We start from the raw sequence: 23,505 nt of genomic DNA, 5'->3' as shown, positions 1-23,505 counted from the left end.
GCCTGCTCTCTTGTATCAAACATCTTCAGCGAATGATGTATTTGTGCGTCATCCATAGTATTTGAGAAGCTGGTTAGTGGAACGTCTGGTCCTGGCCGATTGCGGGCTTGGCATGTGGTCCGCTGACGACCCAAAGCAGACGCTCATAGATGCGGTCACCCATCGACAAAGCAGCTACCCAGGAATGCGTTTCATCGCGACCGTCTGCCGACTCGTTGCAACACCCCCGGCTAGACGCTCAGCAAAAAAATTCTGGAGACATTCTGGTGGCGTTACGATAAAGCCGACCTTGCCATAGAAGTTCGTTAGGTGCACGATATGTTCAACGAGGAGCCAGGCAGGATGCTTGCCGTGCTGCTGCGCCATGCGCGCCCGCTGGCCGAGATGGCCGGCGACGTGGAGCCCGGGCCACAGGAAGCCGTGCTTGCGCATTCAGCCGCGCCCTGATGCGCGGCCGGCGACGCCGGCATTCAACGGTGCATCACTCGCATTTTGTCGTCGGCCTGGCCTCGACATCCAGCAAGGCCACCTGGCCCTGCTCGTCCTGGCGGATTTCCTGGACCGACGCCAGGCACTGGTCCGACCTGAACTTGAGCGCGATCTCGTAGTCCTTGCCTGCCTCGGGGGTGAAGGTGCCGCCCAAGTTGCGGCACGTGAAACGGCTGCCGGTCGGCACCGACTGGAAGAACATCGAGACCGTTAGAGGCTGGCCGGCCGCGACCTCGTATTCACGGAAATAGGCCTTTGACACGACGCCGTCACGCTGCGACAGCTCTTGCGTGGTCGGCGTTTCCTTGATGCCGATCGAGGTATTCTTGACGCTGCCCAGGAACGACGAGAAGGCATCGCCGACGCCGCCCGAAACCCTGGTCCTGGCCGCGCTGCCGCCAACGCAGGTGCTGTTCTGGAAAAAGTCGACCGTAGTGCCGTTCTGGCCGAACAGGCGAATGCGCGCCTTTTCGGAGCCCGCCTCCTGCGCCTTGCCGGCCGGAGTGACCGAGGCGGCTGGAGTGGGATTGTCTGCTTCCCGGGCCATGGAGACGCCGGCGGTAACGAATGACAGCATGGACAGGCTGGCCAGGCACGCACGACGCGCGCGGGTACGATATATGTCGTTCATAGCAGTAAACAGGGAAGTGGAAAGGCGATTATATAAAAATATTTTCCAGCAGGAAACAAACATTGCGCTTTTAGAGCGCCGAAGAAAGTCTCTCGACATATCGCCAACAGATGAGCGAGCAGGCAAGCGACAGGAATGCCTGATAGATATCTGCCCTCCGCTCGTACCGGATGCGCAGTCGGCGGAAGCGGTGTAGCCAACTCAAGGTTCGCTCGACGACCCGGTGTCACCGTCCACGCCTTTCGCGCAACTCTACACCGTAGCGCGCGATACGAGCGGCGATGCCCCGACTGCGCAGCCAAGCCCGATGGGCTCTCGAAGCGTACGCTCGGTCAGCATGCAACTTAGGGCGATGACACGACCGCGGTAGGCCGTATCGACAATGACGTGCTGCAGAAGATACCCGCGGCGTCCATCATGGCCGCACATCGCACATCGCACATCGCACATTGCACAACCCGCTACCTTCTCGGCCTTCATACAGAGGAAGCTCATGCCTGGATTACGTGCGAGATAGCGTTCCGTAGCTTTTCGAGAATCGGCATCGCGAATCGACACCCCGGAAGTACACTGCATCAGCGCCATCACATCGTCATAGCGTTCGACCGTGCACACGAAAGCTGAGCAGCTCAGCCAAAACATGTTACCAAATCGATCGTCCGGAAATGGCCGAACCCGGCCCTTTAGCTCAGCATAGCAGGTCGCCTTGGCTGAAAAATCGTAGACTGTCATAAAGGACCGGATCCGACCCGAAGCAGTCGTTAGGAAAGGCTTCTCATGTATAAAAGTACACAAGCGGGATGAGGACGTGGACAAGCGAAAAAGCGATACCAAACCAGTGCCACGCTCTAACAGCGAATGAAGCCTTCAGTGCTGCATGGGCAAAGTAGATCAGCCCAACAGCACAACTGAGTACGGCAATCCCATAGGCAATCAACGACATCATCATTAGTCCAAGAGCATCACCGCTAGCCGGTTGTCCAGCTTCGCGCGCGGCCATTAGATTGACGAAGGTCAAAATGGCAAGCGTGCACGGCAAGCTACCTGCAATCATGCCAACTGCAAAGATCGTCGGCGTCACCTTGTTTCGCACCACTGCTCCTCACCAGATTCGATCACGTCTGCCCGCTCCTGGCCGATTGCGGCCGGACGACACGGCTCAGTGTACCCGGCTGTTGCCTGTAGAGCGACTAGAGGTTTTTGTCAGGCCTTCTCAACCGTCTCGCGCGATTCCGGCGCCGGTTGCGCCGGCAGCAGCAAGGCCAGTTCGGCCACTGTCCTGAACACCGCCGGCGTAAGCGCCTGCGCCGCCGCTTCGGCGTTCGCGATCATGGCGTGGCTGGCCCCGGCCGGCAGGCGGTCGCGGTACTGCCAGCGCAGCACCTTCACCCCGGCCTTGTCCAATACCGTTTCCAGTTCCGGCTGCAGCCAGCGCAGGCGCGTCAGCGCGCGCGCATCGGGTGCGCAGATCTCGATCGACACCCCCTGCGGCAGCGGCTCGACCTGGATCACCACCACCGAGCCGTCGGCCAGCTGCAGCTCGAGGCGCAGCGCGGCGCGCGGGCGGCGCCGGCGGCCGGGCGGCTGGTCCGCGTCCTCGGCCACGACTTCCAGGTGCTGGGCCGGGCTGCCATGGGCGTGCACCGTGAAGCGCCAGGCGTCCTGGTGCGCGGCCAGCAACTCCGGCTGGCGCACTACCTGGCCCTGCTGGGCCGCCATCATCTGGGCCGGCGACAGCTGGCCGGCGCTGGCCGCCAGCGCGCGGCTGGTCAGCTGGCTGCCGTGGTTGCGCACCTGGGCGCGCCAGGCGCGCGCCAGGCCGGCCGCATCCTGGTTCGGGTAGGCCAGTTGGCGCGCCATCAAGACCTGGTCGGGACGCATCGCCGCGCCTTCGGCGCCGCTTTCAGGCGCGGCCTGGGGCGGCGCGCCGGCGGCGTTGGCCAGCGGCTGCGAGAAGGGCAGCGCCGGCGTGTTGGCGCCGCCGGCCAGCAGGGCGGCGGCGGCGGCGGGCGCCACCGCGCCGACCTGCAGCGGTGTCGTGGGCGGCGGAGGAAGCGGAGGAAAGTTGATGCTGGCCATGGTCGATCCCGGTCAGGAATGAAAAAAGGCCAACCGCAGGGCTGGCCTTTGTAGCTTAACCCGGAGTGAGGTCCGGGTGTCAGGCCATTATTGCAGCAGGGACATGACCATCGACGACTGGCTGTTGGCTTGCTTCAGCATCGCGGTCGAGGCTTGCAGCAGCATCTGGTTCGAGGTCATGTTGGCGCTTTCGCTGGCGAAGTCGACGTCCATGATCTGGCCGGTTGCAGCCTTGGTGTTGGTGCTGATGTTGGCCAAGTTGTTGTACACGTGTTCCAGACGGTTGGCGGCAGCGCCCAGGCCCGAACGGACTTTGTTGACCGACGCCAGTGCGTCTTCCAGCGAACCGATGGTGGCGTTGGCCGACGAGGTCAGTTCGGTGCCGGTGGTGGCGGCGCTGTAGTTGGCGCTGACGGCCGACACGTCCGATGCCAGGGTGCTCATGTCGCCCGACAGGTCGATTTCCATGGTTTCGCTCGACGATGCGCCGATCTGGAAGGTCATCGAACCGTCGACGGTGCCGCCGACCAGCAGGGTCGAGCCGCCGAAGGTGGTGTTCTTCAGGACGTTGGCCAGTTCCAGGCCCAGTGCGTCGTATTCCGACTGCATGGCGGTCTTGTCGTCGTCGGTCGACGATGCATCGGCGGCCTGGGTTGCCAGGTCTTTCATGCGGATCAGCATGTTCGAGACTTCGTCCAGCGCGCCTTCGGCGGTCTGCAGCATCGAGGTCGAGTTCGAGGTGTTGCGCATTGCAACGGTCATGCCCGAGGTCTGGGCTTTCAGGCGCGAAGCGATCTGCAGGCCGGCAGCGTCGTCCATTGCCGAGTTGATGCGGTAGCCGGTCGACAGGCGGGTTTGCGAGGTCGACAGGTTTTGTTGGGTTTTCGAGATCGAATTCTGTGCCGACAGGGCGGCGACGTTGGTATGCAGGCTCAGCATTTTTTAAAACTCCTGGTGTGGGGGTGACTGGGTCAATCGAGCGTTTTACTCGATCTCATCAGTACAAGGCGACCAACCCGCCGGCGGCATTAAGTGCCGTACGGAAATTTTTTTCATTTTCTTTTTCGATTTCCGTTGCTGCCCATGACAAGGGGCGCCGCAGCGCCCCTGTTTCCTTGAAAATCAAGGGGTTAGCCGTTCAGGCATGATGCCCGGCGGCGCTCCCGACCACGGTCCGGATCACCTGGGCCACGGTCGCGATGCGTTCGGCGTCCATCGTTTCGCCGGTCGGCAGCACCATCACGCTGGCCGCGACCCGCTCGGTGGCCGGCAGTACCAGGCCGGCGTGCGGGAACAGCGAGCGGTACGGCTCCATCTTGTGGCAGCCCGGCCAGAAGTAGCGCCGCGCCATGATGTGCTCGGCGCGCAGGGCGTCGACGATCGCATCGCGCGTGGCCGCGCACTCCGGGCCCACTTCGGCGATCACGTACTGGTAGTTGTTGCGTTCGTTCGGGTCGTACTCGATCAGCTTCACGCCCGGGATGCCGGCCAGCGCCGCGCGGTAGGCGTCGTGGTTGGCGCGGTTGGCGCCGATCACGCGGTCGATCGCGTCCAGGTTGACCAGGCCCATGGCGGCGGCGATCTCGATCATCTTGCCGTTGGTGCCCGGATGGCTGACCTGGTCCAGGCCCGAGAAACCGAAGTTGCGCATCAGGCGCATGCGATTGGCCAGTTCGTCGTCGTTGGTGACGACTGCACCGCCTTCGAAGCTGTTGAAGAACTTGGTGGCATGGAAGCTGAGCACCTCGCAGTCGCCGAAGTTGCCGATCATGCGGCCGCCATGGCTGCACGAGAAGGCGTGGGCCGAGTCGTACAAGAGCTTCAGTCCGCGTTCGTCGGCCAGCGCCTGCAGCGCCTCGACCGGCGCGGCGCGGCCCCACAGGTGCACGCCGATGATGCCGGTGGTGCGCGGCGTGATCATGCTGCGCACCGCTTCCGGGTCGAGGGTGTGGGTGGCCGGATCGATGTCGGCGAACACCGGCGTGATGCCCTGCCATTGCAGCGCATGGGCGGTGGCCACGAAGGTGTAGGAGGGCACGATGACTTCGCCCTCCATGCCGGTGGCGCGGATCGCGATCTCGAGCGCGATGGTGCCGTTGCACATGGCCACGCAGTGGCGCACCCCGAGGTGGGCCGCCACGCGCGCCTCGAACTCCTGCAGCAGCGGGCCGTCGTTGCTGAGCCAGCGGCGTTCGAAGATCTGGTCCACATAGGCCAGGAAGGCCTGTTTGTCGCCAATGTTCGGGCGCCCGACGTGCAGCAGCTCGTCGAAGGCCGGCGCGGCGCCGTTGATCGCCAGGTCGGCGCTGGTGCGGATCGGCTTCATGCGCTGGCCTCTTCGGTCGCTGCCTGCTCGCCGTTGCCCAGGTCGGACAGGCGCACCCGCAAGGGGCTCGGCGCTTCGCCGTCGCACCAGCGCAGCCACATGCGGCGCAGCGCGGACTCGATGCCGGCCGCGGCCACGCCGGGATAGCCGACCACCGAATTCGTGAAGCGCTCGCGCATGCTGCCGCGCAGCGCCGACAGCGTGCCGCTGTTATCGCGCAAGAAGTTCCCCAGCGCGACGAAGCTGGTGTCGTCGTTGGCCAGGAAAGACGACAGGCCCAGGTGGGCAAGGTAGCACACCGCCGAGTGGCTCGGATTGGTCGGGCCGACCGTGACCAGGGTCGGGATGCCCATCCACAGCGCGTAGCAGATGGTGGTCGAGCCGGAATACGGGAATGGGCTCAGGCACACGTCGACCTCGTGGTGCTGGGCCATGTATTCATAGGTCGGCACGCGCGGACGCACGAGGATGCGCTCGCGCGCGATGCCTTCCTCGGCGAACCAGGCCAGCAGGCCCGTCTCGCTGCCGCCGGACTGGCCGCCCAGCAGCAGCTTCGAATCCGGCACGCCGCGCAGCAGGCTGGCCCACAGCGCGACCGTCGGCCGGCTGATCTTGCTGGCGCGGTGGAAGCTGCCGAAGGTGATGTAGCCGTTGGCGATCGCCGGCAAGGGATTGACGTCCGGCGCCGCGTTCGGCGGCAGGAACGGCGCGCTCAGCGGCAGGCGCACGATTTGCTCGGTGAACTGGTCGTCGTAGCGGCCCTCGGGCAGGTGGAACTGGTCGCTGATGTAGTAATCCATGGCCTGCAGGCCGGTGCTGCCGGCGTAGCCGATCCAGCTGCACTGGATCGGCGCCGGCTTGCACGCGAACAGCGACAGGCGGTTGGACGCCGAGTGGCCGGACAGGTCGACCAGGATGTCGATCGCGTCGGCGCGGATCATCGCCTCGGCGCGCTCGTCGCTCTCGCCCGCGATCGAGCGCCAGTTCGGCATATAGGTGCGCAGGCGTTCGGTGACGGCGTCTTCTTCCTTGCTGTTGCTGTAGACGTAGAACTCGAGCTGGTCGCTGTGGCGCAGCATGCCGAAGATCGGTTCGACGAAGCGGGTGACGGCGTGGTGGCGCAAGTCGGCCGAGACGAAGCCGACCCGCACCTTGCGCGCCGGATTGCGCTCGTTCGGGTGCGGCTTCCAGCCGGCGCGCAGCGGGGTTTCCCACATCTCGCCGAAGGAGAAGTGCTCGCGCCGCAGTTCCTCGCCGTCGAGGGTGGCGTGGCTGAGAATGAACAGCAGGGTGCTGTGGGCGGTGGCCGACGGCGACAGCGTCATCGTGCGGCGCACCAGGCGCAGCGCATCTTCCCAGCGTCCGGCCTCGAAGTAATGGTGGGTCAGCGAGAACAGGGTGGCGATGCGGTCGGGATCGAGTTCGAGGCTGCGTTCGAAGAAGGGACGCGCGTCCGAGGCCCGGCTCATCTGCTGCAGGGTGACGCCGACTTCGCACCAGTGCGCGGCGTTGCCGGGATCCAGCTCGACCGCGCGGCGCAGGCTGGCCTCGGCGGCCTCATTGCGCCTCAGGTCGCGCAGGCACAGGCCCTGGCGCGACAGCGCCTGGACGTTGTCGGGATCGAGTTCGAGCGCGCGCGCGAAGCTGCGCAGCGCGTCGTCGAAGCGGCGCGCGCGGTGCTCGGCCTGGCCACGGTCGATCCAGGCGCCGAGGTGATCCGGCGCGATCTCGGTGACCTGGCGGAAGCCGTCGGCGGCGGCCGCGAAGTCGGACGCCACATGGCGCGCCTGGGCCAGCGCCAGCAGCGACTCGACGTCCTGCGGGGCCAGGTCGACCGCGCGCTGGGCGCTGTCGACCGCGCTTACGAGCTGGCCGGACAGGCGCAGCGCCTCGCTCAGGCCGCGCTGCAGCGCGGCGTCGTTCGGCTGTTTCGCCAGGGCGCGCCGGTAGCTGTCGGCCGCCCCCTGGAAGTCGCCCAGCTCGAACTGCGCCGCCGCCATCACGCCGTGCAGGGCGAACAGCTTGGGATCGAGTGTCAGCGCGCGTTTCTGGATCGGCACCGCTTCGGCGTAGTGTCCGTGTTTTTGCAGCGCCATGCCGAGCAGGGCGTGGGCCTGGGCGTTGCGCGGGCTGGCGCGCACGGCGCGCCGGCGCTGCTCGATTTCCTGGGCTGGACTGGAGAAGGTGGGTTTGTTCATGACAGGACTCTATCGTTGTGCCGGGCCGGCTTCGCACAGCAGGAAGATGCTGGAGCACAGGTCCGGGTATTGCTGGCCGAGGGCGTAGCAGCCGTCCAGGTAGGCCGGCGAGATGATGTCGGTCTGCAGCAGGCGGTCCCACTGGAAGTTGGCCAGGGCCTTGAAGAAGATGCCGGAGCGGTGGCGCACCGCCAGGCCGGCGGCGACGGCGTCGCGCTCGAGTGTGTCGAGGCTGTAGGTGATGCGGTGGCCGTGTTCGGCCTCGGCCGGCGTGACGGCGGCGTTGTGGGTAATCAGGCCCATCTTGACCGCGATCTGGCGCGATGGCGCATTGGCGTTGGGGCAGACCAGGAACAGGCGGCCGCCCGGCGCCAGCCATTCGTCGTTGATCCGGCGCAGCAGGCCGACCGGATCGTCCAGGTGTTCGAGCACATGGGTCAGGACGATATTGTCGTAGCGGCGCGGCATCGTCACGTCCTCGAACCGGGCGTGGACCAGCTCGGCGCGCGCGCCGACCACGGCGCGCGCTTCGACCAGCGCCTCGCTCGAGGCCTCGACGCAGGTGACGTCGTCGAAGTGATCGAGCAGGCGGCGCGTCAGCGCGCCCTGGAAGCAGCCCAGTTCCAGCAGGCTGCCGGGCCGGAAGAACGGCACGAAGCTGCGGATGAAATAGGGGTGCATGACGTCGAAGTCGAAGCCGTAGGCGTAGCGGTGGTCGAGGGCGTCCTTGGCCTCGGCGTTGTAGTCGCGGGAGTCGTTCATTGTGGATGCTCCGAAGTGAATGCCAGTTCCATGCGCAGCTCCAGGCCGGATGCGCCGGCCGGCATGAAGCCATGTTTGCGGTACAGCGCCAGCGCCGCGGCGTTGGCGTCGTGGACGGCCAGGGCCGCGCCACGCATGCCGGCCGCCCGGGCGCGCGCCAGCGCCTCGCCCAGCAGGCGGCCGGCGATGCCGCGCCGCGTGTGGCCGGGGGCGACGCTGACGTTCGAAATATAGGCGATGCCGGTGTCGTGGTTATTGCAATAGATCGCCACCAGCCCGGCCAGGGCGCCGCCGTCCCAGGCCTCGACCAGGGTCGCCTGCGCGGCCAGCTTGGCGGCGTAGGCGTCGATGTCCACCCGCGCCGACAGCGGCGGCACGAAGCCGGCGTCGCACGCGCGCAGCAGCCGCGCGACCTGTTCGGCGCTGGCGCTCATCGTTCCAGCAGCGCCAGGCCGAAGCCGTGGCGTCCGAACTCGTTGCCGTTGTAGAGCAGGCAGATCCGGTCGTCGACCTTGAACACATGCGGGTAGCACTGCATGTCGCCGTCCCAGGCGCCAGGCTCGATGGCGAGCGGGATCTGGTCGTCGTCGCGGGTCCAGTTGTGCAGGTCGTCGCTCCAGGCATGGCCGATGCGGTAGCCGCGTCCGGCGTTGGTGCGGAAGTCGGACGATTGGCGGTAGCAGAAGAACATGTGATGGCGGCCGTCGATCTCGGTCACCGTGGGCAGGGCCTGGCTCTCGTCCGGGCCCAGGCGGTCGGCCACGATCTGGCGCGCCTCTTCCTTGGTCCAGTGCACGCCGTCGCCCGAGGTCGCGTGGCCGATCTTGTAGGTGCGGTCGGGTGCCGCGTCGGGAGCGTAACGCTTCCAGCCGGTGCCGAAGATGTACCACATGTGGAATACGCCTTTGATCACTTGCACGAAGCCGTCGCCCACCAGGCATGGCTCGTGCAGCGACTGGGCCAGCACCGGTCCGGCGCCCTCGCGCGCGAAGGTACGCCCGCCATCCGTGCTGACGGCCAGGCCGATCGCGGTGTCGACCGAGACCGACACGCGGCGGTTCCAGCCGGTGGTGTAGGCCCACACCTGGTCGCCATGGCGGACGGGGTTGATGGGGAAGATGCCGTGTTCGTCGAAGGCGCCCAGTTCGCCCAGCGGCAGCACGGCGTGGTCGGCCACGCGCAGGATGCGCTCGAGCCCGCGATCCATGTCGACATACGCGACATGGCTCAGGAACTTGCCGCTGGCGTCGCGCGCACGGGTCGAGAAATAGATGCGCACGTAGTCGTCGCACACCAGCGCCTGCGGCGACTGGGCGAACGACTCGCAGCCGTTCGGCAGCGCATGCTGCGACGGGTCGAAGATCTTGCCGATTTTGTGCCACTTCATCGCATCACTCCAGTTCGCCGTCGAGGACGGCCAGGCCGAAGCCGAAGCGGCCCACGCCGTTGCCGAGGTAGGCCATATAGGTGCGGCCATCGAGCTCGAACACGTGGGGATAGCTGACCATCTCGTCGTCCCAGCCGCTGGCCGAGACGTCGAGGCCGGCTTTCGCATCGTCGCGCGTCCAGGTGACGAGGTCAAGGCTGGACGCATAGCCGATGCGGTAGCCGAACTCCTTGCCCCGGTAGTTGCTGCTGTAGCGGTAGCAGAAGAACATATGGTATTTGCCGTTCGCGTGAATCACGTCCGGGCTGGCCTGGGCTTCGTCCGGCTCGACCCGGCTCTCGATCAGGTCGCGGTTGGCAGGCAGCCAGTGCAGGCCGTCGCCCGACGTGGCCATGCGAATCTTGTAGACCGGTTCGGCGCGGCCGTCGACCAGCTTCCACTTGCGTCCGGCGATGTAGAACAGCTGCCAGCCGCCGTCGAAGCGGCGGATCTTGGGGCCGCTCAGCACGAAGGGTTCATGCTGGGTATAGGACAGCACCGGACCGCGGCCGGCCTTGCTGAAGGTGGCGCCGCCGTCGCTGCTGGTGGCCATGCCGATGGCGACGTTGAAGGGAACGGATTCGCAGCGGGTCCAGCCGGCGTAGTAGGCGCGCACCAGGTCGCCGTCGCGCACCACCGACACCGGATAGGTGCCGAATTCGTCGAACTCTCCCAGGTCGCCCAGCGGCAGGATCGGCTGCTCGGCCACGCGCAGCACGCGGGTGAGGTCGCGCCGGTCGAGATCGACCCAGGCCGAATAACTGACGTACTGGCCGTTGGCGTCCGGACCGGGGCGGCACGAGAAATACACCCGCACGTAGTCGTCGAACACCAGGGTCGCCGGGGCCTGGGCGAACTCGCGCAGCCAGTCGCGGCCGGGCACTTCCTGCGGGGTGAAGACCTTCCCCAGTTTCTTCCAAGTGAACATATCAGAGCAGTTCATAGTGGCCGCGCACCCAGGCGCGCACCGTTTCAAGCGGGTTGAACATCAGGACGTCCACGATCGACAGCCAGGGGATGAAGGGCGCGCCGGATTGCGGGTAGGCCAGCGGACGCGCGCGCAGGAAGTGCAGGTCGATGCCGCACGCGGCAAACTCGGCGTGCGCATACAGTTCGGTGCCGCCGATCGGATTGAGGTAGCTGCGCGCGCCCAGTGCCTGGCACAGCGCCAGCACCTTGTCCTGGGCCGCCAGGCCGTGGTCGATGTCGACCCCGGACGAGACGCGGATCGGGGTGTCGATCGCCAGGTGTGCGCAGCATTGCAGCAGGGCGTGGTGCAGGAAGCGGAACAGGTTCGTCTCGGGACAGGCGGCGATCGCCTCCAGCAGCGGCATGGTCTCGGCATAGTGTGGCGCGTGCCGGTAGGCGCCCTTGAGCTGGGCCAGCCAACGGTGGGGGCCGGGGGCGAGCTCGCGTGCGACCACGTCGAGGTGGTCTGAGGCATTTTTCAGTGGCAACGAAAACATGACGTCCGTGCCATTGCTCAACATGCGGTTGCGATTGATCCAGCCCTTCTTGGTGTACTTGATATTGTCGTAGACGACGAACTCGTCGGCTGCGGCGATCAGCTGGAAGTAACCGATATAGGGCAGGAAGTAGGGTTGCATGATTGCCACAACGGGACGGGCCAGGGCCGTCTGAGCGGCGCCCGGCAGCGGTCCTTCCGCGTTTCCGGATGCGCCGGAAGACGGCGGGGCCTGCTGTTCTGTCATAGGGAAATCATGGGTAGCCACTTATTGATTGTAACGTCTGGACGCTCGTCGCCATATACCTCCAGAGCAAAATATTTCCCGTTGGCAAAATTATATTGTGGCAAATCAGTGGGTCCGAAGCCGCGCGCCACGCGGTTTTGCTCAGGCTCGCCACTTGACCTCAAGTGAGCTTGAGGAATTATAAATGTCCTGTCGCCGCTCGCCGGCTCTCTCCCTCAAGGACACCCACATGAACACACCCCACGACACCCCGCGCCTCGCCCGGCCCGAATTCCAGGCCGAACATGGCGCCATCGAAGCCGACGCCGTCATCGTCGGCGCCGGACCGGTCGGCCTGTTCCAGGTCTTCGAGCTGGGGTTGCTCGACATCAAGGCGCACGTGATCGATTCGCTCGGTGCGGTGGGCGGGCAGTGCATGGAACTGTATCCGGACAAGCCCATCTACGACATCCCGGCCGCGCCCGTGCTCACCGGGCGCGAACTGACCGACAACCTGCTGCGCCAGATCGCGCCGTTCGAACCGGTGTTCCACCTGGGGCAAGAGGTGACGACCCTGCAGCGGCGCGCCGACCGCCGCTTCGACCTCGAGACCTCGCTCGGCGCCCGCTTCATCGCGAAGACGGTCATCATCGCGGCCGGCGTCGGCGCCTTCCAGCCGCGCAAGCTGAAGGTGGCCGGCATCGACCGCTTCGAGGGCAGCCAGCTGTTCTACCGGGTCAAGCACCCCGAACGCTTCCATGGCCGGCAACTGGTGATCTGCGGCGGCGGGGATTCGGCGCTGGACTGGGCGCTCGACTTCGTGGGCAAGGCCGAATCGGTGGTGCTGGTGCACCGCAGCGAGAGCTTGCGCGCCGCCCCGGCCTCGATCGCGAAGATGAAGGCGCTGTGCGAGGCGCAGTCGATGCAGTTCATCGTGGGGCAGGTCACGGGTTTCGACGTCCAGGGTGGCCGGCTGTCCGAAGTGAAGGTGGCGGGCGCCGACGGTGTAACCCGGCGCGTGCCGGTCGACGTCCTGATGGTGTTCTTCGGCCTGCTGCCGATGCTGGGACCGATCGTGGACTGGGGGCTGGACATGGAGATGCGCCAGTTGCGGGTGCGCGATACCGCGACCTTCGAGACCGGCGAGCCGGGTATCTTTGCCGTCGGCGACATCAATACCTATCACGGCAAGAAAAAGCTGATCCTGTCGGGTTTTCATGAGGCGGCGCTGGCGGCCTTCGGCGCGGCGGCCTACGTCTTCCCCGACAGGAAGGTGCATATGTTGTATACGACGACGTCGCCGAAGATCCACAAATTGCTGGGCGTGGAGACACCGGTGTTCGACTGAGCAAAAAAAGTGTGTGTTGGTGCATCCAGTTCGGCGGTGGTGACGTATTTCGAAAGTGGACGCGCAGTGGGCGGCGCAGGATGGCTTTCCGGACCATCGGTCGCCTCGGTCAATCGACCGATACCGTGACGATTTGGCCATCCCTATACTGGATTCACTTACCCAACAACACCCGAAGGAGAACATCATGACCGTCAAACGCCACCTGCGCACCCTTGCCATTGCCGCCGCCCTCGCCACCATCGGCGCCAACGTCCACGCCGCCGACGTCAAGGCGAGCGCCAAACCCTCCGTCGTGATCGTGCACGGCGCATTCGCCGACGGCTCGGACTGGGCCAAGGTCATCCCGCTGCTGCAGGCCAAGGGCGTGAAGGTCACCGCGGTCCAGAACCCGCTGACCTCGCTGGCCGACGACGTCGCCGCCGCCAAGCGCGCGATCGAGACCCAGCCGGGCAAGGTGGTGCTGGTCGGCCACTCCTGGGGCGGCACCGTGATCACCGAGGCCGGCCAGCACGACAAGGTGGGCAGCCTGGTGTACGTGGCGGCATTCGCGCCGGAGGCCGGCAAATCGACCGCCGAAACGGGCGAGGGTTATCCGGCAGCCCCCGGCACCAAGCGTTTCGTTGCTGATAAGGAAGGTTTCCTGAGTCTGCCGGAAGCCGCGATGCGCGAAGACTTCGCCCAGGACGTGCCGGCCGCGCAAGCCGCCGTGATGACCGCGACCCAGGGTCCGATCCAGGCCAAGGCCTTCAGCGACAAGGTGACCAACGCCGCCTGGCAGGGCAAGCCGTCGTGGTTCATCGTCAGCGCCCGCGACCGCATGATCGATCCCGGCCTGCAGCGCGCGATGGCGAAGAAGATCGGCGCCAAGGTCACCGAGTTGCCGGCCAGCCACGTGCCGCAGCAGTCGCGTCCGGCCGACGTCGCCAAGGTGATCCTGGATGCGGTGGCGGCCACCGGCGCCAACTGAGCGCAGGATCAAGCACAGGCAGCTAGCCGAACGAGACGTCGAGCAGGCCTTCGCCGGCCAGCCGCGATGCCTCGTCGACCAGGGCCCGCATCTTGGACTGGTGCTGGCTGCGCATCGGAAAGTAGAGGTAGAGACCGGACGTGGTCGGCACGTAGGGAGCGAGCACCCGCACCAGGCGGCCCTGGCGCAGGTCCTCGGCGATCTCGATGTCCGGCAGGCGGGCGATGCCCATGCCCTGGCGCGCCAGCTCCGCGATCATCCCGGTGTCGTTGGCGCACAGGGCTGCCTCGGTATCGAGCTGGTAGTCGGCGTCACCTTCGTGGTCACGGAAGTTCCACGGCGGCAGGACGCCGGAGGTCGTGAAACGGTAGCGGATGGTGCGGTGCTCCAGCAGTTCGCGCGGGTGACAGGGCAGGCCATGCCGCTCGAAGTAGGCGGGCGAGGCGACGATCGACCAGGACAGCGGACGGCTGAGGCGGATGGCCACCATGTCCTGGGCGATCGCCTGGCCGAGGCGGATGCCGGCATCGAAGCCGGCGGCCACCAGGTCGACCAGGCCGTCGTCGAGCGACAGGTCGAAGCTGATGTCGGGGTGGCTGGCGCGCATGCGCGGCACCAGCACTCCCGCCACCAGGCGTCCGAGGGCGCGCGGGGCGGTCATGCGGATGCGGCCTGCAGGGCGGCGCTGGAATTGTTCCAGTTCCGAGAAAGCGTCCTCGATCTGGCTTACCGCCGGTTTCAGGACGGCGAGCAGGCCGGCGCCGGCGTCGGTGAGCGACACGCTGCGGGTGGTGCGGGTAAACAGCGGCACCCCGTGCTTCGCTTCCAGCGCGCGCACGCCCTTGCTGACCGCCGTGGGGCTGACGTTGAGGCGCCTGGCGGCCAGCGTGAAGCTGCGGTGCTCGGCGACGGCGAGGAAGAGGCGGATCAGTTCAAGAGAACTCACGGGAGTATTTGGACAATTGATTACGAACTTTAGGTTTATTGAGCATATCTTTTTTAGACCTTTTTCACCATAGTGGTGGACTCTACACTGGAAGTACTTACTTTCAAGGAGAAACCAAATGATCAATCTGCCTTCCGCCATTTCGACCTATGTCGAGGCCTCCAACGCGCAGGATGCCCAACGCGTGGCTGCCGCCTTCCTGCCCGACGCCACCGTGCACGACGAAGGTCACCTGCATCGCGGCCGTGCGGACATCGCCGCCTGGGCCGAGGACTCCGCGCGCCGGTACGGCGCCACCATGGTCCCCCTCGGCCTCGACCGTATCGACGGCAAGGACCAGGACTACGCCCTGAGCGCCGAAGTGAGCGGCAACTTCCCTGGCAGCCCGATCACGCTCGCCTTCCACTTCGCCCTGCAGTCCAACGGCATCGCTTCGCTGGAGGTCAAGCCATGAGTAACTATTCCTTCGAAGGCAAACGGGCGCTCGTCACCGGCGGCACCAAGGGCATGGGCGAAGCCATCGTGCGTGCACTGGCCGCGCGCGGCGCGACCGTGATCGCTCCGGCGCGCAAGCTGCCGGACGATCCGGTGGCGTCGGTGCGCTACGTGGAAGCCGACCTGGCCAGCGTCGATGGCGTGCGCCGCCTGGTGGACACCGTCCAGGGCGAGTTCGGCCACCTCGACTTGCTGGTCAATAACGTCGGCGGATCGTCGGCGCCGGGCGGCGGCGCGCTGGCGCTGACCGATGCCATGTGGGACGAAGCGCTCCAGCTCAACCTGATGAGCGCGGTGCGGGTCGACCGCGCCTTCCTGCCGGCGATGGTGGAGCGGGGTGCCGGCGCCATCGTGCACATCACCTCGATCCAGCGCCGCCTGCCCCTGTACGAATCGACGGTCGCCTACGCCGCGGCGAAGGCCGCCCTGGCCAGCTACAGCAAGTCGCTGGCCAATGAATTCGGGCCGCGCGGCATCCGGGTCAACGCCGTCGCCCCCGGCTTCATCGAAACCAAGGCTAGCCATGCGTTCCTCGAGCGCCTGGCGGAGCACGGCGGCGGCGGCATCGAGGCCGCCCGCGAACGGGTGATGGAGTCGCTCGGCGGGATCCCGATCGGACGCCCCGGCAAGCCCGAGGAAGTCGCCGAACTGGTCGCCTTTTTATTGTCGCCGCTGGCGGCCTCGGTCCACGGCGCCGAATTCGTCATCGACGGCGGCACCATTCCCACCGTATGACGTCATGACCCTATGATGTCAACCTAATGAAACCGTTTGCAGGAGGCGCGAGGGCCTCCTGCGGACTTCCTGAAAGATCAACCCCATGAACAAGCCACTATTCCTTTCGCGGGTCGCGCCGTCCTTGCGCGGCGCCGACCTGCCCCTGCTGCTGTCGCTGAACGTGCTGCTCGAGGAGTGCAATGTCACGCGCGCCGCGGCGCGCCTGCATGTGAGCCAGCCGGCGCTGTCGGCCCAGCTGTCGCGCCTGCGCCAGCTGTTCAACGATCCGCTGCTGGTGCCGGCCGAGAGCGGGCGCGGCCTGGCGCCGTCGCCGTTCGCGCTCAAGCTGCACCGCCGGCTGCAGCCCGCGCTGGCGGGACTGAACGCGGCGGTGCGCTTCGACACCGACGAATTCGATCCCGAAAGCGCGGCGCGCACCTTCAATATCGTTGCCAACAACACGGGCGCGGCCGTGATCCTGCCGGGCCTGGCGCAGCGCATGCAGGCGGTCGGCAACAAAGGCTTGCGTCTGACCCTGGCCGCGCCGGCCGAGAGCGACCTGGCGAGCAAGCTCGAAAAAGGGGACGTGGACCTGTGCTTCAGCACGGCCTGCCTGCTGCCGTCGGGCCTCCTGAGCCGCGAGCTGATGACGACGCCCTATGTGATGGTGCAGCGCAAGGGACATCCGCGCGGCAAGATCCCGGTGCCGCTGGGCGAATACTGCAAGCTGGATCACGTGAACGTGGCGCGCGACAGCAATCTGCATGGCTTCATGGACGAACAGCTATACCGGCTCGGCCATTCGCGCCACACGATGATGGTGGTGCGCGACTTCAGCGCCGTCGCGGCGATCGTCGGCCAGAGCGACCTGGTGTGCACCGTGCCAGCCTTCATTGCGCCCTATAACGATTCCTGCGTCGACGTGGTCGACCTGGCGTTTCCCTTCCTGACCTACACGCTGTGCATGGCGTGGCACCCGAGCAGCGACGGCGATCCGGGCTTGCTGTGGCTGCGCACCCAGATGCAGGAAGTCATGGAAGGCAGCCCGCGAGCGTGGGACCAGCGGGGCGCCTGAGCTCCACCCCAGGCCGCGCCTTGACCGGCGGCGCCTTGACGCCACGCCGGCGCGGCGCCGGACGCGGGTCCGACCGCAGATCGACCATCGCGCGCCGGCGCGTCGCCGTCTGTACGTTCGGCTGGACGTCACCGGTTTCCTCCATGCATACGCGCAGCCGTTCCAGGCCGCGCCGCAACCAGCTTTTCGCCGTTCCCAGCGGCACCCCAAGATGGCATGCGATCTCGGCATGCGTCAATTCCTGCCCGAAGGCCAGCGCGATGCTCTGGCGCTGGGCCGGCTCCAGCCGCGCCATTGCCTGTTCCAGGCGCATGCGCGCCACCGCGTCGAAGACCTGGGCCCCAGGGTCGAGGTCGAGACCATCCCTTTGCTCCACTTCGGCCAGCAGCGCCGGATCTTCCTCTGACATCAGCGAGGCGATACCGTTGCGGTTGCTGCGCAGGATGCTGAAGGCGCGGTTCCTGACGATGGCGATCAGCCAGGTCATCGGACTGGCCTGGCCGGGCCGGAAGGATTTCGCATGCAGCCAGATGCTGAGGTAGGCGTCCTGCAGCACGTCTTCCGCCAGGCTCGGCAGCCGCAGCAGGCGCAGGGCCGTGTGATACAGGTAGTCGTGGGTCAGGGCGTGCAATTCCCCGAAGGCCGTGTGGTCTCCGGTTGCCGCGGCGGTGATCAGGCCCGCCAGGTGACTGTGTCGATCGTGTGCAAGGTTCATGGACAGGATCGTGAACGAAACCAAAAGTCACGGCCAATCGTATCTCCTTATGCCAAGCTATCGTATTTAGTTATTCGATAGGGATAACCTAATAAAAGCACAAGTGTCGTTACAATTCGTCAATACAAATTGCCTGACAAGCGAGGGTGGAGGGACGGGGCGAACTGCGCATCCAGGCGCGCAATTCCAACGTAGCTAGACGCATGCCGACGTCAAACCGCCGGGCCGATGGCCCGGCGCGCTGGAGGCGAGCGCCAACCGATCCATTACCCAAGCACGCACATGTTCAACCACACACCGGAAAACCAGCGCCTGGTCAACCTGCTCGCACGCGTCGCACTGCGCGACCAGCAGGCGTTCAAGGAACTCTACGACCTGACCAGCTCTCACCTGTACGGGGTGGCCTTGCGCTATCTGCGCACCGCGTCCACCGCCGAGGAAATCCTGCAGGAAGCCTATATCAACGTCTGGCAGCAGGCCGGGACCTACGCGGCCACCCTGTCGGCCCCCATGACCTGGCTGATCAGCGTGGTGCGCAACAAGGCGCTCGACCACCTGCGCAAGTTCAAGCGCGAGACGGAGACCACCGACTCGGTCGATGCGGGCGCGGAAGGGCAGGTCGAGGCGATCGCCGACCACGCCGATCCGCACGAGCTGTTCAGCGCCGCCACCGAAGCGTTGGTCCTGAAGCGCTGCGTGGCGCAGCTGGACGCGCCGCAGCGCCAGTCGCTGGCGCTCGCCTTCTACGATGGCCTGTCGCATTCCGAGCTGGCCGAGCACCTGCGGGTGCCGCTGGGGACGGCCAAGGCCTGGGTGCGGCGCGGACTCGAGCGGCTCAGGAAATGCATCGAAGCGCAGCAGCAGCCCGCGACCGGGAGGGCGTCGTGAACTACGAACGGCCCGAACTGCTGGACAAGCTGGCTGGCGCCTATGTGCTGGGAACGATGGGCGCGGGCGCACGGCGCCGCTTCACACGCCTGCAGGTCGGGTCGATCGCGGTCCAGCGCGCGGTGGCCGACTGGCACAACCGCCTGGCGCCTCTGTATGGCGCCATCCCTGCAGTCGCGCCGCCGCCCGCCTTGTGGACGCGAATCGCGGGACGCATCCAGCCCGCCGCCGATGCACAGCCGGCGCCGCGGATGCTGGACCGGCTGAGGATATGGCTCAAACCAGTGTTCGGCTTCGCCCTCGTCGCCGTGGTGGCCACCGCCTTCGTCTCGCACAACGCGCACCTGTTCGGCATGCACCATATGTCGGCGGCGCTGCCCGCCAGCTACGTCGGCATCCTGCAGGACGAGGGCGGCAAGAGCCGGCTGACCGTGGGTTCGCACCGGCACGGCGAGACGATGACCATCCGGCTGCTGGCGCCGCTCGCGATCCCGCCGGGGCGGGTGGCGCGCCTATGGGCGCTGCCGGCGCACGGCGCGCCGGTGCCGATCGCGAACGTCGCCAGCGGCGCGAGCGCGCCGATCCAGCTCGGCGCGCCGGCCGAGGAGGTGTTTGCCGGCATCGCGCGGCTGGCGGTGAGCTTCGAGGAAGATCCTGCGGCGGTGCAGCCCACCGGCCCTTATGTATTGAGCGGCCCATGCGTCAGGTTCTGGTGAACGCGCGCCTGGTGATGCAGGCCTGCGGCATGAGCGAGGCCGGCGAGGTACGCACGCGCAACGAAGACCGCTTCGTGGTCGACGAAGCGCTCGGCCTGGCCGCGGTGGCCGACGGCATGGGCGGCCACATGTCGGGCGAGGTCGCCAGCAGCGGCGCGCTGGCGGCGCTGGCCGCCAGCCTCGCCGGGGGCCAGGCGCACTCGCCGCCGATGGGCGATGGTGGAGAGCAGGGCGACCCCGACGCCACCGACCTCGACCTGCGCTGGAACGGCACCGTGCGCCTGCGGCGCGCGGTCGATTGCGCCAATGCGCTGCTGTACGAAGAGAACCGCGCGCGCGGCCATGCCGACGGCGACGGCATGGGCAGCACACTGACCGGCCTGCAGTTCCTGCCGGCGCTGGGCGCGGTGCTCTCGTTCCACGTCGGCGACAGCCGCCTGTACCGCTACCGCGACGGCACACTGGTGCAGCTGACGCGCGACCAGACCGCCTACCAGCTGGCGCTGGAATCGGGCGCGCCCGGCGAGCTGCCGCCACGGAATTTGCTGCTGCAGGCGATCGGCCCGGCGCCCGCCGTCGCGCCCGACTTCGATTACCACGAAGTGCGCGCCGGCGACCTGCTACTGCTGTGCAGCGACGGCCTGCATGGCTGGGTGCCGCACGCCGAGATCGCGGCTTTGCTGCGCCGCGAAGATGCACTGCACGCGGCATGCGAGGGCCTGCTGGGCCTCAGCCGGCGCCACGCCAGCCGCGACAACGTCACGGTGCTGCTGGCGCGCTTCGATGCGGCCGGCGCGAATGACGACGCAAAAAATATGGCGGCGCCCGCGTCCAGTCGATCCGGCCTTGCGTAAGTCTTCCTGAACGACGAGCGCGGGAGCGTGATGACAGCTCCCGCCTCGTTCCAATCAATGGAAGCGCCATGAACGACCTGCAATCGACCTCTCTCTCGAACCTCGCCGCGCCACTCGACGCGCTGCTGCCTTGCGGCGAGAACCTGGAATACGACCCGCAATTCCTGGCGCTCGAAGCGGCGCTGAACGGCAAGCCGGAAGTGCAGTACGGCAGCACGATCACGCCGGCCACGGGCCCGGACTGGAAGACGGCGCGTGCGCTGGCGCTCGAGCTGATGGGGCGCACGCGCGACCTGCGCGTGGCGGTCGGCCTGACGCGCGCGCTGCTCGGGCAGGAAGGCGCGCCCGGGCTCGCGGCAGGACTGGCGCTGCTGGTGGCGCTGCTGTCCGCGCAATGGGAGCAGCTGCATCCGCAGCTCGACGCGGACGACGACAACGACCCGACCCTGCGCCTGAACACACTGGCGGCGCTGGTGGAGGCGGGCGGCATGTTGCGGCAGCTGCGCGACATGCCGCTGGTCGAGGTGCGCGCCATCGGCGCCTTCGGCCTGCGCGATATCGAGGCCGGCGAAGGGGAAGAAATGGGCGATGCAGCCAGGGCTGCGCCGGCAACGATCGCCGCCGCTTTCGGGGCGGCGTCGCAGGACGACCTTGCCGCAACGTGCGCGGCCCTCGATGCCGCCGGCGCCAGTGTCGGTCAGATCGAAGCGACGCTGGCCCGCCATCTGGGCGCCGGCATGGGCATCGACCTCGCGCCGCTTGCCAGCCTGTTGCAACGCGCGGCGGGCCAGGTGCGCCCGCACCTGGCTGCGGCGGCCGCGACGCCCCTGGAAGAAGCGGCCCAGCTGGCGGCTTCCGACGGCGTTGCGGCAGCCGTACGTGCTGATGGCGAGATCGCGGGCCGCGCCGACGTGGTGCGGCTGCTGGAGCGCATCTGCGCCTGGTATGCGCGCGCCGAACCGTCCAGTCCCGTACCGCTGCTGCTGCAGCGGGCCAGGGGCCTGGTCGAGATGAATTTCACCGAATTGATGGAGGAGCTCGCCCCCGATGGATTGAACCAGCTGGCGCAGATCAGCGGTATCCGGGGCGATTCATGAACACGTACCACACTTAACGGAGTCTTATCGTGGCTAAAGAAAGCAGTCAGAAGTTCATCGCGCGCAACCGTGCGCCGCGGGTGCAGATCGAGTACGACGTCGAAGTCTATGGCGCCGAGAAGAAGGTGCAGCTGCCCTTCGTGATGGGCGTGTTCTCCGACCTGTCGGGCACGCCGGCCGAAGCGCTGCCGCCGGTGGCCGAGCGCAAATTCCTGGAGATCGACGTCGACAACTTCGACGACCGCCTCAAGTCGATGAAGCCGCGCGTGGTGACGACGGTGCCCAACACCCTCACCGGCGAGGGCAATATGGCGATCGAGATGACCTTCGAGAGCCTGGACGACTTCACGCCTGGCGCGATCGCGCGCAAGGTCGATTCGCTGCGCACCATGCTGGAAGCGCGCAGCCAGTTGGTCAACCTGATGACCTATATGGACGGCAAGACCGGCGCCGAAGAGCTGATGGCGAAACTGATGGGCGATCCGGCCCTGATGCAGGTGCTGGCTGCCGCGCCCAAGCCGGACGACGCAGCCGACCAACCGCCACAAGGATAGACGATGGCCAATGCAACCGACGAATTGAATCAACCCGTGAATCAACCCGCGCTGGAGGGTACGCTCGCCGCGAACGACTTCGCGAGCCTGCTGCAGCAGGAATTCAAGCCGCGCACCGACAAGGCGCGCGATGCGGTCGAAAACGCCGTGCGCACGCTGGCCCAGCAGGCCTTGCAGGACGCCACGGTCGTCGGCGGCGACGTGCTGGCCACGATCGAGGGCCTGATCGCCGGGATCGACAAGAAACTGACCGAACAGATCAACCACATCCTGCATGACAGCAAATTCCAGGCGGTGGAAAGCGCCTGGCGCGGCCTGCACCACCTGGTCAGCAATACCGAGACCGACGAGATGCTCAAGATCCGTGTGATGAACATCTCGAAGCATGAATTGCACAGGACGCTGCGCAAGTACAAGGGCGTGGCCTGGGACCAGAGCCCGGTGTTCAAGAAGCTGTACGAGGAAGAATACGGCCAGTTCGGCGGCGAGCCGTATGGCGCCTTCGTGGCCGACTACTACTTCAGCAACAGCGCGCCCGACGTCGAGCTGCTCACCCAGATGGCGCAGGTGTCTGCGGCCGCCCATGCACCGTTGATCAGCGCCGCCGATCCGAGCGTGATGCTGATGGACTCGTGGCAGGAGCTGGCCAATCCGCGCGATCTGACCAAACTGTTCCAGACCCCGGAGCACGCCGCCTGGCGCTCTTTCCGCGAATCCGAGGATTCGCGTTACGTCGGCCTGGCGATGCCGCGCTTCCTGGCGCGCGCGCCGTATGGCGCCAAGACCAACCCGGTCGAGGAATTCGATTTCGAAGAGACCACCGATGCGGCGGGTGCGCGCGACTTCACCTGGGCCAATGCGGCCTACGCGATGGCGGTGAACATCAACCGCTCGTTCAAGCAATACGGCTGGTGCTCGCGGATCCGCGGCATCGAATCGGGCGGCGCGGTCGAGAACCTGCCGGTGTACACCTTCCCGACCGACGACGGCGGGGTCGACATGACCTGTCCGACCGAGATCGCGATCAGCGACCGGCGCGAGGCCGAACTGGCCAAGAACGGCTTCATGCCGCTGGTGCACAAGAAGAACAGCGACCTGGCCGCCTTCATCGGCGCGCAGTCGATGCACAAGCCGGCCGAGTACGACGACCCGGACGCCACCGCCAACGCCAATCTCGCCGCGCGCCTGCCTTACCTGTTCGCGACTTGCCGCTTCGCCCACTACCTCAAGTGCATCGTGCGCGACAAGATCGGCTCGTTCAAGGAGCGCGACGACATGGAGCGCTGGCTGACGCGCTGGATCATGCAGTACGTCGATGGCGACCCGGCCACGTCCAGCGAAGCGACCAAGGCCAGGAAGCCGCTGGCCGCGGCCGAGGTGTCGCTGCAGGCGGTCGAGGACAACCCGGGCTACTACAACGCGCAGTTCTTCCTGCGCCCGCACTACCAGCTGGAAGGCCTGACCGTGTCGCTGCGCCTGGTCTCGAAGCTGCCGTCGGCCAAGGCCTGACCGTCGCAATTAATTACGC

Annotated in this window: 25 protein-coding genes and 1 pseudogene; 12 read left to right on the top strand and 14 right to left on the bottom strand. The window is 66.5% G+C overall.

Annotation, left to right across the window (positions count from 1 at the left end):
* The first annotated feature begins 309 nt into the window (after window positions 1-309).
* The gene (locus SOM28_RS25985; protein WP_320469933.1) at window positions 310-447 is read left to right on the top strand and encodes a hypothetical protein; all 138 of its coding nucleotides are present in this window, start codon (window positions 310-312) and stop codon (window positions 445-447) included.
* A gap of 34 nt (window positions 448-481) precedes the next feature.
* On the opposite strand, the gene SOM28_RS25980 is transcribed toward SOM28_RS25985, so the two are convergent.
* From SOM28_RS25980 to SOM28_RS25920, 12 genes and pseudogenes are all read right to left on the bottom strand, one after another.
* Window positions 482-1,036, bottom strand: coding sequence for a hypothetical protein (locus SOM28_RS25980; protein WP_320469932.1), 555 nt, complete (start codon window positions 1,034-1,036; stop codon window positions 482-484).
* A 154-nt stretch (window positions 1,037-1,190) separates the two neighbouring features.
* A pseudogene (locus SOM28_RS25975) lies at window positions 1,191-1,493 on the bottom strand (transposase); the annotation flags it as partial.
* Window positions 1,494-1,895: 402 nt separating this feature from the next.
* Window positions 1,896-2,213: a hypothetical protein gene (locus SOM28_RS25965; RefSeq protein WP_320469930.1), complete on the bottom strand. Its 318-nt coding sequence runs from the start codon at window positions 2,211-2,213 to the stop codon at window positions 1,896-1,898.
* Window positions 2,214-2,323: 110 nt separating this feature from the next.
* On the bottom strand, window positions 2,324-3,199 hold the full coding sequence (locus SOM28_RS25960; protein WP_123069086.1) for a hypothetical protein: 876 nt from the start codon (window positions 3,197-3,199) through the stop codon (window positions 2,324-2,326).
* Window positions 3,200-3,286: 87 nt separating this feature from the next.
* Window positions 3,287-4,138, bottom strand: a complete 852-nt coding sequence (locus SOM28_RS25955; RefSeq protein ID WP_123069087.1) for a flagellin N-terminal helical domain-containing protein — start codon at window positions 4,136-4,138, stop codon at window positions 3,287-3,289.
* A 199-nt stretch (window positions 4,139-4,337) separates the two neighbouring features.
* Window positions 4,338-5,525 (bottom strand): DegT/DnrJ/EryC1/StrS family aminotransferase, encoded by a 1,188-nt coding sequence (locus tag SOM28_RS25950; protein WP_123069088.1) that lies wholly within the window; start codon window positions 5,523-5,525, stop codon window positions 4,338-4,340.
* A complete protein-coding gene (locus SOM28_RS25945; RefSeq protein ID WP_320469929.1) occupies window positions 5,522-7,723 on the bottom strand; it encodes an O-linked N-acetylglucosamine transferase family protein in 2,202 nt (733 codons plus the stop codon). Before SOM28_RS25945 ends, SOM28_RS25950 begins: the two co-directional genes overlap by 4 nt.
* Before the next feature lie 9 nt (window positions 7,724-7,732).
* Window positions 7,733-8,485 carry a class I SAM-dependent methyltransferase gene (locus SOM28_RS25940; RefSeq protein WP_320469928.1) on the bottom strand — a complete coding sequence of 251 codons (753 nt, stop codon included), beginning with the start codon at window positions 8,483-8,485 and terminating at the stop codon, window positions 7,733-7,735.
* Window positions 8,482-8,919, bottom strand: coding sequence for a GNAT family N-acetyltransferase (locus SOM28_RS25935; RefSeq protein ID WP_320469927.1), 438 nt, complete (start codon window positions 8,917-8,919; stop codon window positions 8,482-8,484). Before SOM28_RS25935 ends, SOM28_RS25940 begins: the two co-directional genes overlap by 4 nt.
* On the bottom strand, window positions 8,916-9,872 hold the full coding sequence (locus SOM28_RS25930; RefSeq protein WP_320469926.1) for a glycoside hydrolase family protein: 957 nt from the start codon (window positions 9,870-9,872) through the stop codon (window positions 8,916-8,918). The genes SOM28_RS25935 and SOM28_RS25930 overlap by 4 nt, the downstream gene beginning before the upstream one ends.
* A 4-nt stretch (window positions 9,873-9,876) precedes the next feature.
* The gene (locus tag SOM28_RS25925) at window positions 9,877-10,839 is read right to left on the bottom strand and encodes an exo-alpha-sialidase (RefSeq protein ID WP_320469925.1); all 963 of its coding nucleotides are present in this window, start codon (window positions 10,837-10,839) and stop codon (window positions 9,877-9,879) included.
* 1 nt (window position 10,840) lies between these two features.
* On the bottom strand, window positions 10,841-11,518 hold the full coding sequence (locus tag SOM28_RS25920) for a WbqC family protein (protein WP_320469924.1): 678 nt from the start codon (window positions 11,516-11,518) through the stop codon (window positions 10,841-10,843).
* A gap of 334 nt (window positions 11,519-11,852) precedes the next feature.
* Between SOM28_RS25920 and SOM28_RS25915 the strand changes: the two genes are divergently transcribed.
* Window positions 11,853-12,950 (top strand): NAD(P)/FAD-dependent oxidoreductase, encoded by a 1,098-nt coding sequence (locus SOM28_RS25915; protein WP_320469923.1) that lies wholly within the window; start codon window positions 11,853-11,855, stop codon window positions 12,948-12,950.
* A 187-nt stretch (window positions 12,951-13,137) separates the two neighbouring features.
* Window positions 13,138-13,920 carry an alpha/beta fold hydrolase gene (locus SOM28_RS25910; RefSeq protein ID WP_320469922.1) on the top strand — a complete coding sequence of 261 codons (783 nt, stop codon included), beginning with the start codon at window positions 13,138-13,140 and terminating at the stop codon, window positions 13,918-13,920.
* Between the two features lie 22 nt (window positions 13,921-13,942).
* Here the strand turns inward: SOM28_RS25910 and SOM28_RS25905 are convergent, their stop codons facing one another.
* Window positions 13,943-14,866 carry a LysR family transcriptional regulator gene (locus SOM28_RS25905; RefSeq protein WP_229414898.1) on the bottom strand — a complete coding sequence of 308 codons (924 nt, stop codon included), beginning with the start codon at window positions 14,864-14,866 and terminating at the stop codon, window positions 13,943-13,945.
* 118 nt (window positions 14,867-14,984) lie between these two features.
* Here SOM28_RS25905 and SOM28_RS25900 point away from each other — a divergent pair, with 118 nt between their 5' ends.
* The 3 genes from SOM28_RS25900 (at window position 14,985) to SOM28_RS25890 (ending at window position 17,153) form a co-directional block, all read left to right on the top strand.
* Window positions 14,985-15,320: a nuclear transport factor 2 family protein gene (locus tag SOM28_RS25900; RefSeq protein ID WP_123069098.1), complete on the top strand. Its 336-nt coding sequence runs from the start codon at window positions 14,985-14,987 to the stop codon at window positions 15,318-15,320.
* Complete coding sequence (locus tag SOM28_RS25895) at window positions 15,317-16,096, top strand: SDR family oxidoreductase (RefSeq protein ID WP_123069099.1); 780 nt, start codon at window positions 15,317-15,319, stop codon at window positions 16,094-16,096. Before SOM28_RS25900 ends, SOM28_RS25895 begins: the two co-directional genes overlap by 4 nt.
* An 85-nt stretch (window positions 16,097-16,181) precedes the next feature.
* Complete coding sequence (locus tag SOM28_RS25890) at window positions 16,182-17,153, top strand: LysR family transcriptional regulator (RefSeq protein ID WP_320469921.1); 972 nt, start codon at window positions 16,182-16,184, stop codon at window positions 17,151-17,153.
* On the opposite strand, the gene SOM28_RS25885 is transcribed toward SOM28_RS25890, so the two are convergent.
* Entirely contained in the window at window positions 17,110-17,868 is a 759-nt protein-coding gene (locus tag SOM28_RS25885) for an RNA polymerase sigma factor (RefSeq protein ID WP_123069104.1), read from the bottom strand. The two genes, SOM28_RS25890 and SOM28_RS25885, sit on opposite strands and share 44 nt — an antisense overlap.
* Before the next feature lie 282 nt (window positions 17,869-18,150).
* Between SOM28_RS25885 and SOM28_RS25880 the strand changes: the two genes are divergently transcribed.
* The 6 genes from SOM28_RS25880 to tssC all read left to right on the top strand — a co-directional run bounded on the left by SOM28_RS25880 (window position 18,151) and on the right by tssC (window position 23,486).
* Window positions 18,151-18,756, top strand: coding sequence for an RNA polymerase sigma factor (locus SOM28_RS25880; protein WP_123069101.1), 606 nt, complete (start codon window positions 18,151-18,153; stop codon window positions 18,754-18,756).
* Entirely contained in the window at window positions 18,753-19,472 is a 720-nt protein-coding gene (locus SOM28_RS25875; RefSeq protein WP_320469920.1) for an anti-sigma factor, read from the top strand. The genes SOM28_RS25880 and SOM28_RS25875 overlap by 4 nt, the downstream gene beginning before the upstream one ends.
* The gene (locus SOM28_RS25870; RefSeq protein WP_320469919.1) at window positions 19,454-20,326 is read left to right on the top strand and encodes a PP2C family protein-serine/threonine phosphatase; all 873 of its coding nucleotides are present in this window, start codon (window positions 19,454-19,456) and stop codon (window positions 20,324-20,326) included. Before SOM28_RS25875 ends, SOM28_RS25870 begins: the two co-directional genes overlap by 19 nt.
* 68 nt (window positions 20,327-20,394) lie before the next feature.
* Complete coding sequence (tssA, locus tag SOM28_RS25865) at window positions 20,395-21,423, top strand: type VI secretion system protein TssA (RefSeq protein ID WP_320469918.1); 1,029 nt, start codon at window positions 20,395-20,397, stop codon at window positions 21,421-21,423.
* 29 nt (window positions 21,424-21,452) lie between these two features.
* On the top strand, window positions 21,453-21,977 hold the full coding sequence (gene tssB / locus SOM28_RS25860) for a type VI secretion system contractile sheath small subunit (protein ID WP_123070513.1): 525 nt from the start codon (window positions 21,453-21,455) through the stop codon (window positions 21,975-21,977).
* Window positions 21,978-21,980: 3 nt separating this feature from the next.
* Window positions 21,981-23,486 (top strand): type VI secretion system contractile sheath large subunit, encoded by a 1,506-nt coding sequence (gene tssC / locus SOM28_RS25855; protein WP_123070512.1) that lies wholly within the window; start codon window positions 21,981-21,983, stop codon window positions 23,484-23,486.
* Window positions 23,487-23,505 lie beyond the last annotated feature (19 nt).

This window comes from Massilia sp. CFBP9026, from assembly GCF_034045165.1.
In the GTDB taxonomy this organism is placed as follows: domain Bacteria; phylum Pseudomonadota; class Gammaproteobacteria; order Burkholderiales; family Burkholderiaceae_D; genus Telluria; species Telluria arenae.
This window is presented reverse-complemented; position numbering and strand designations above follow the sequence as displayed.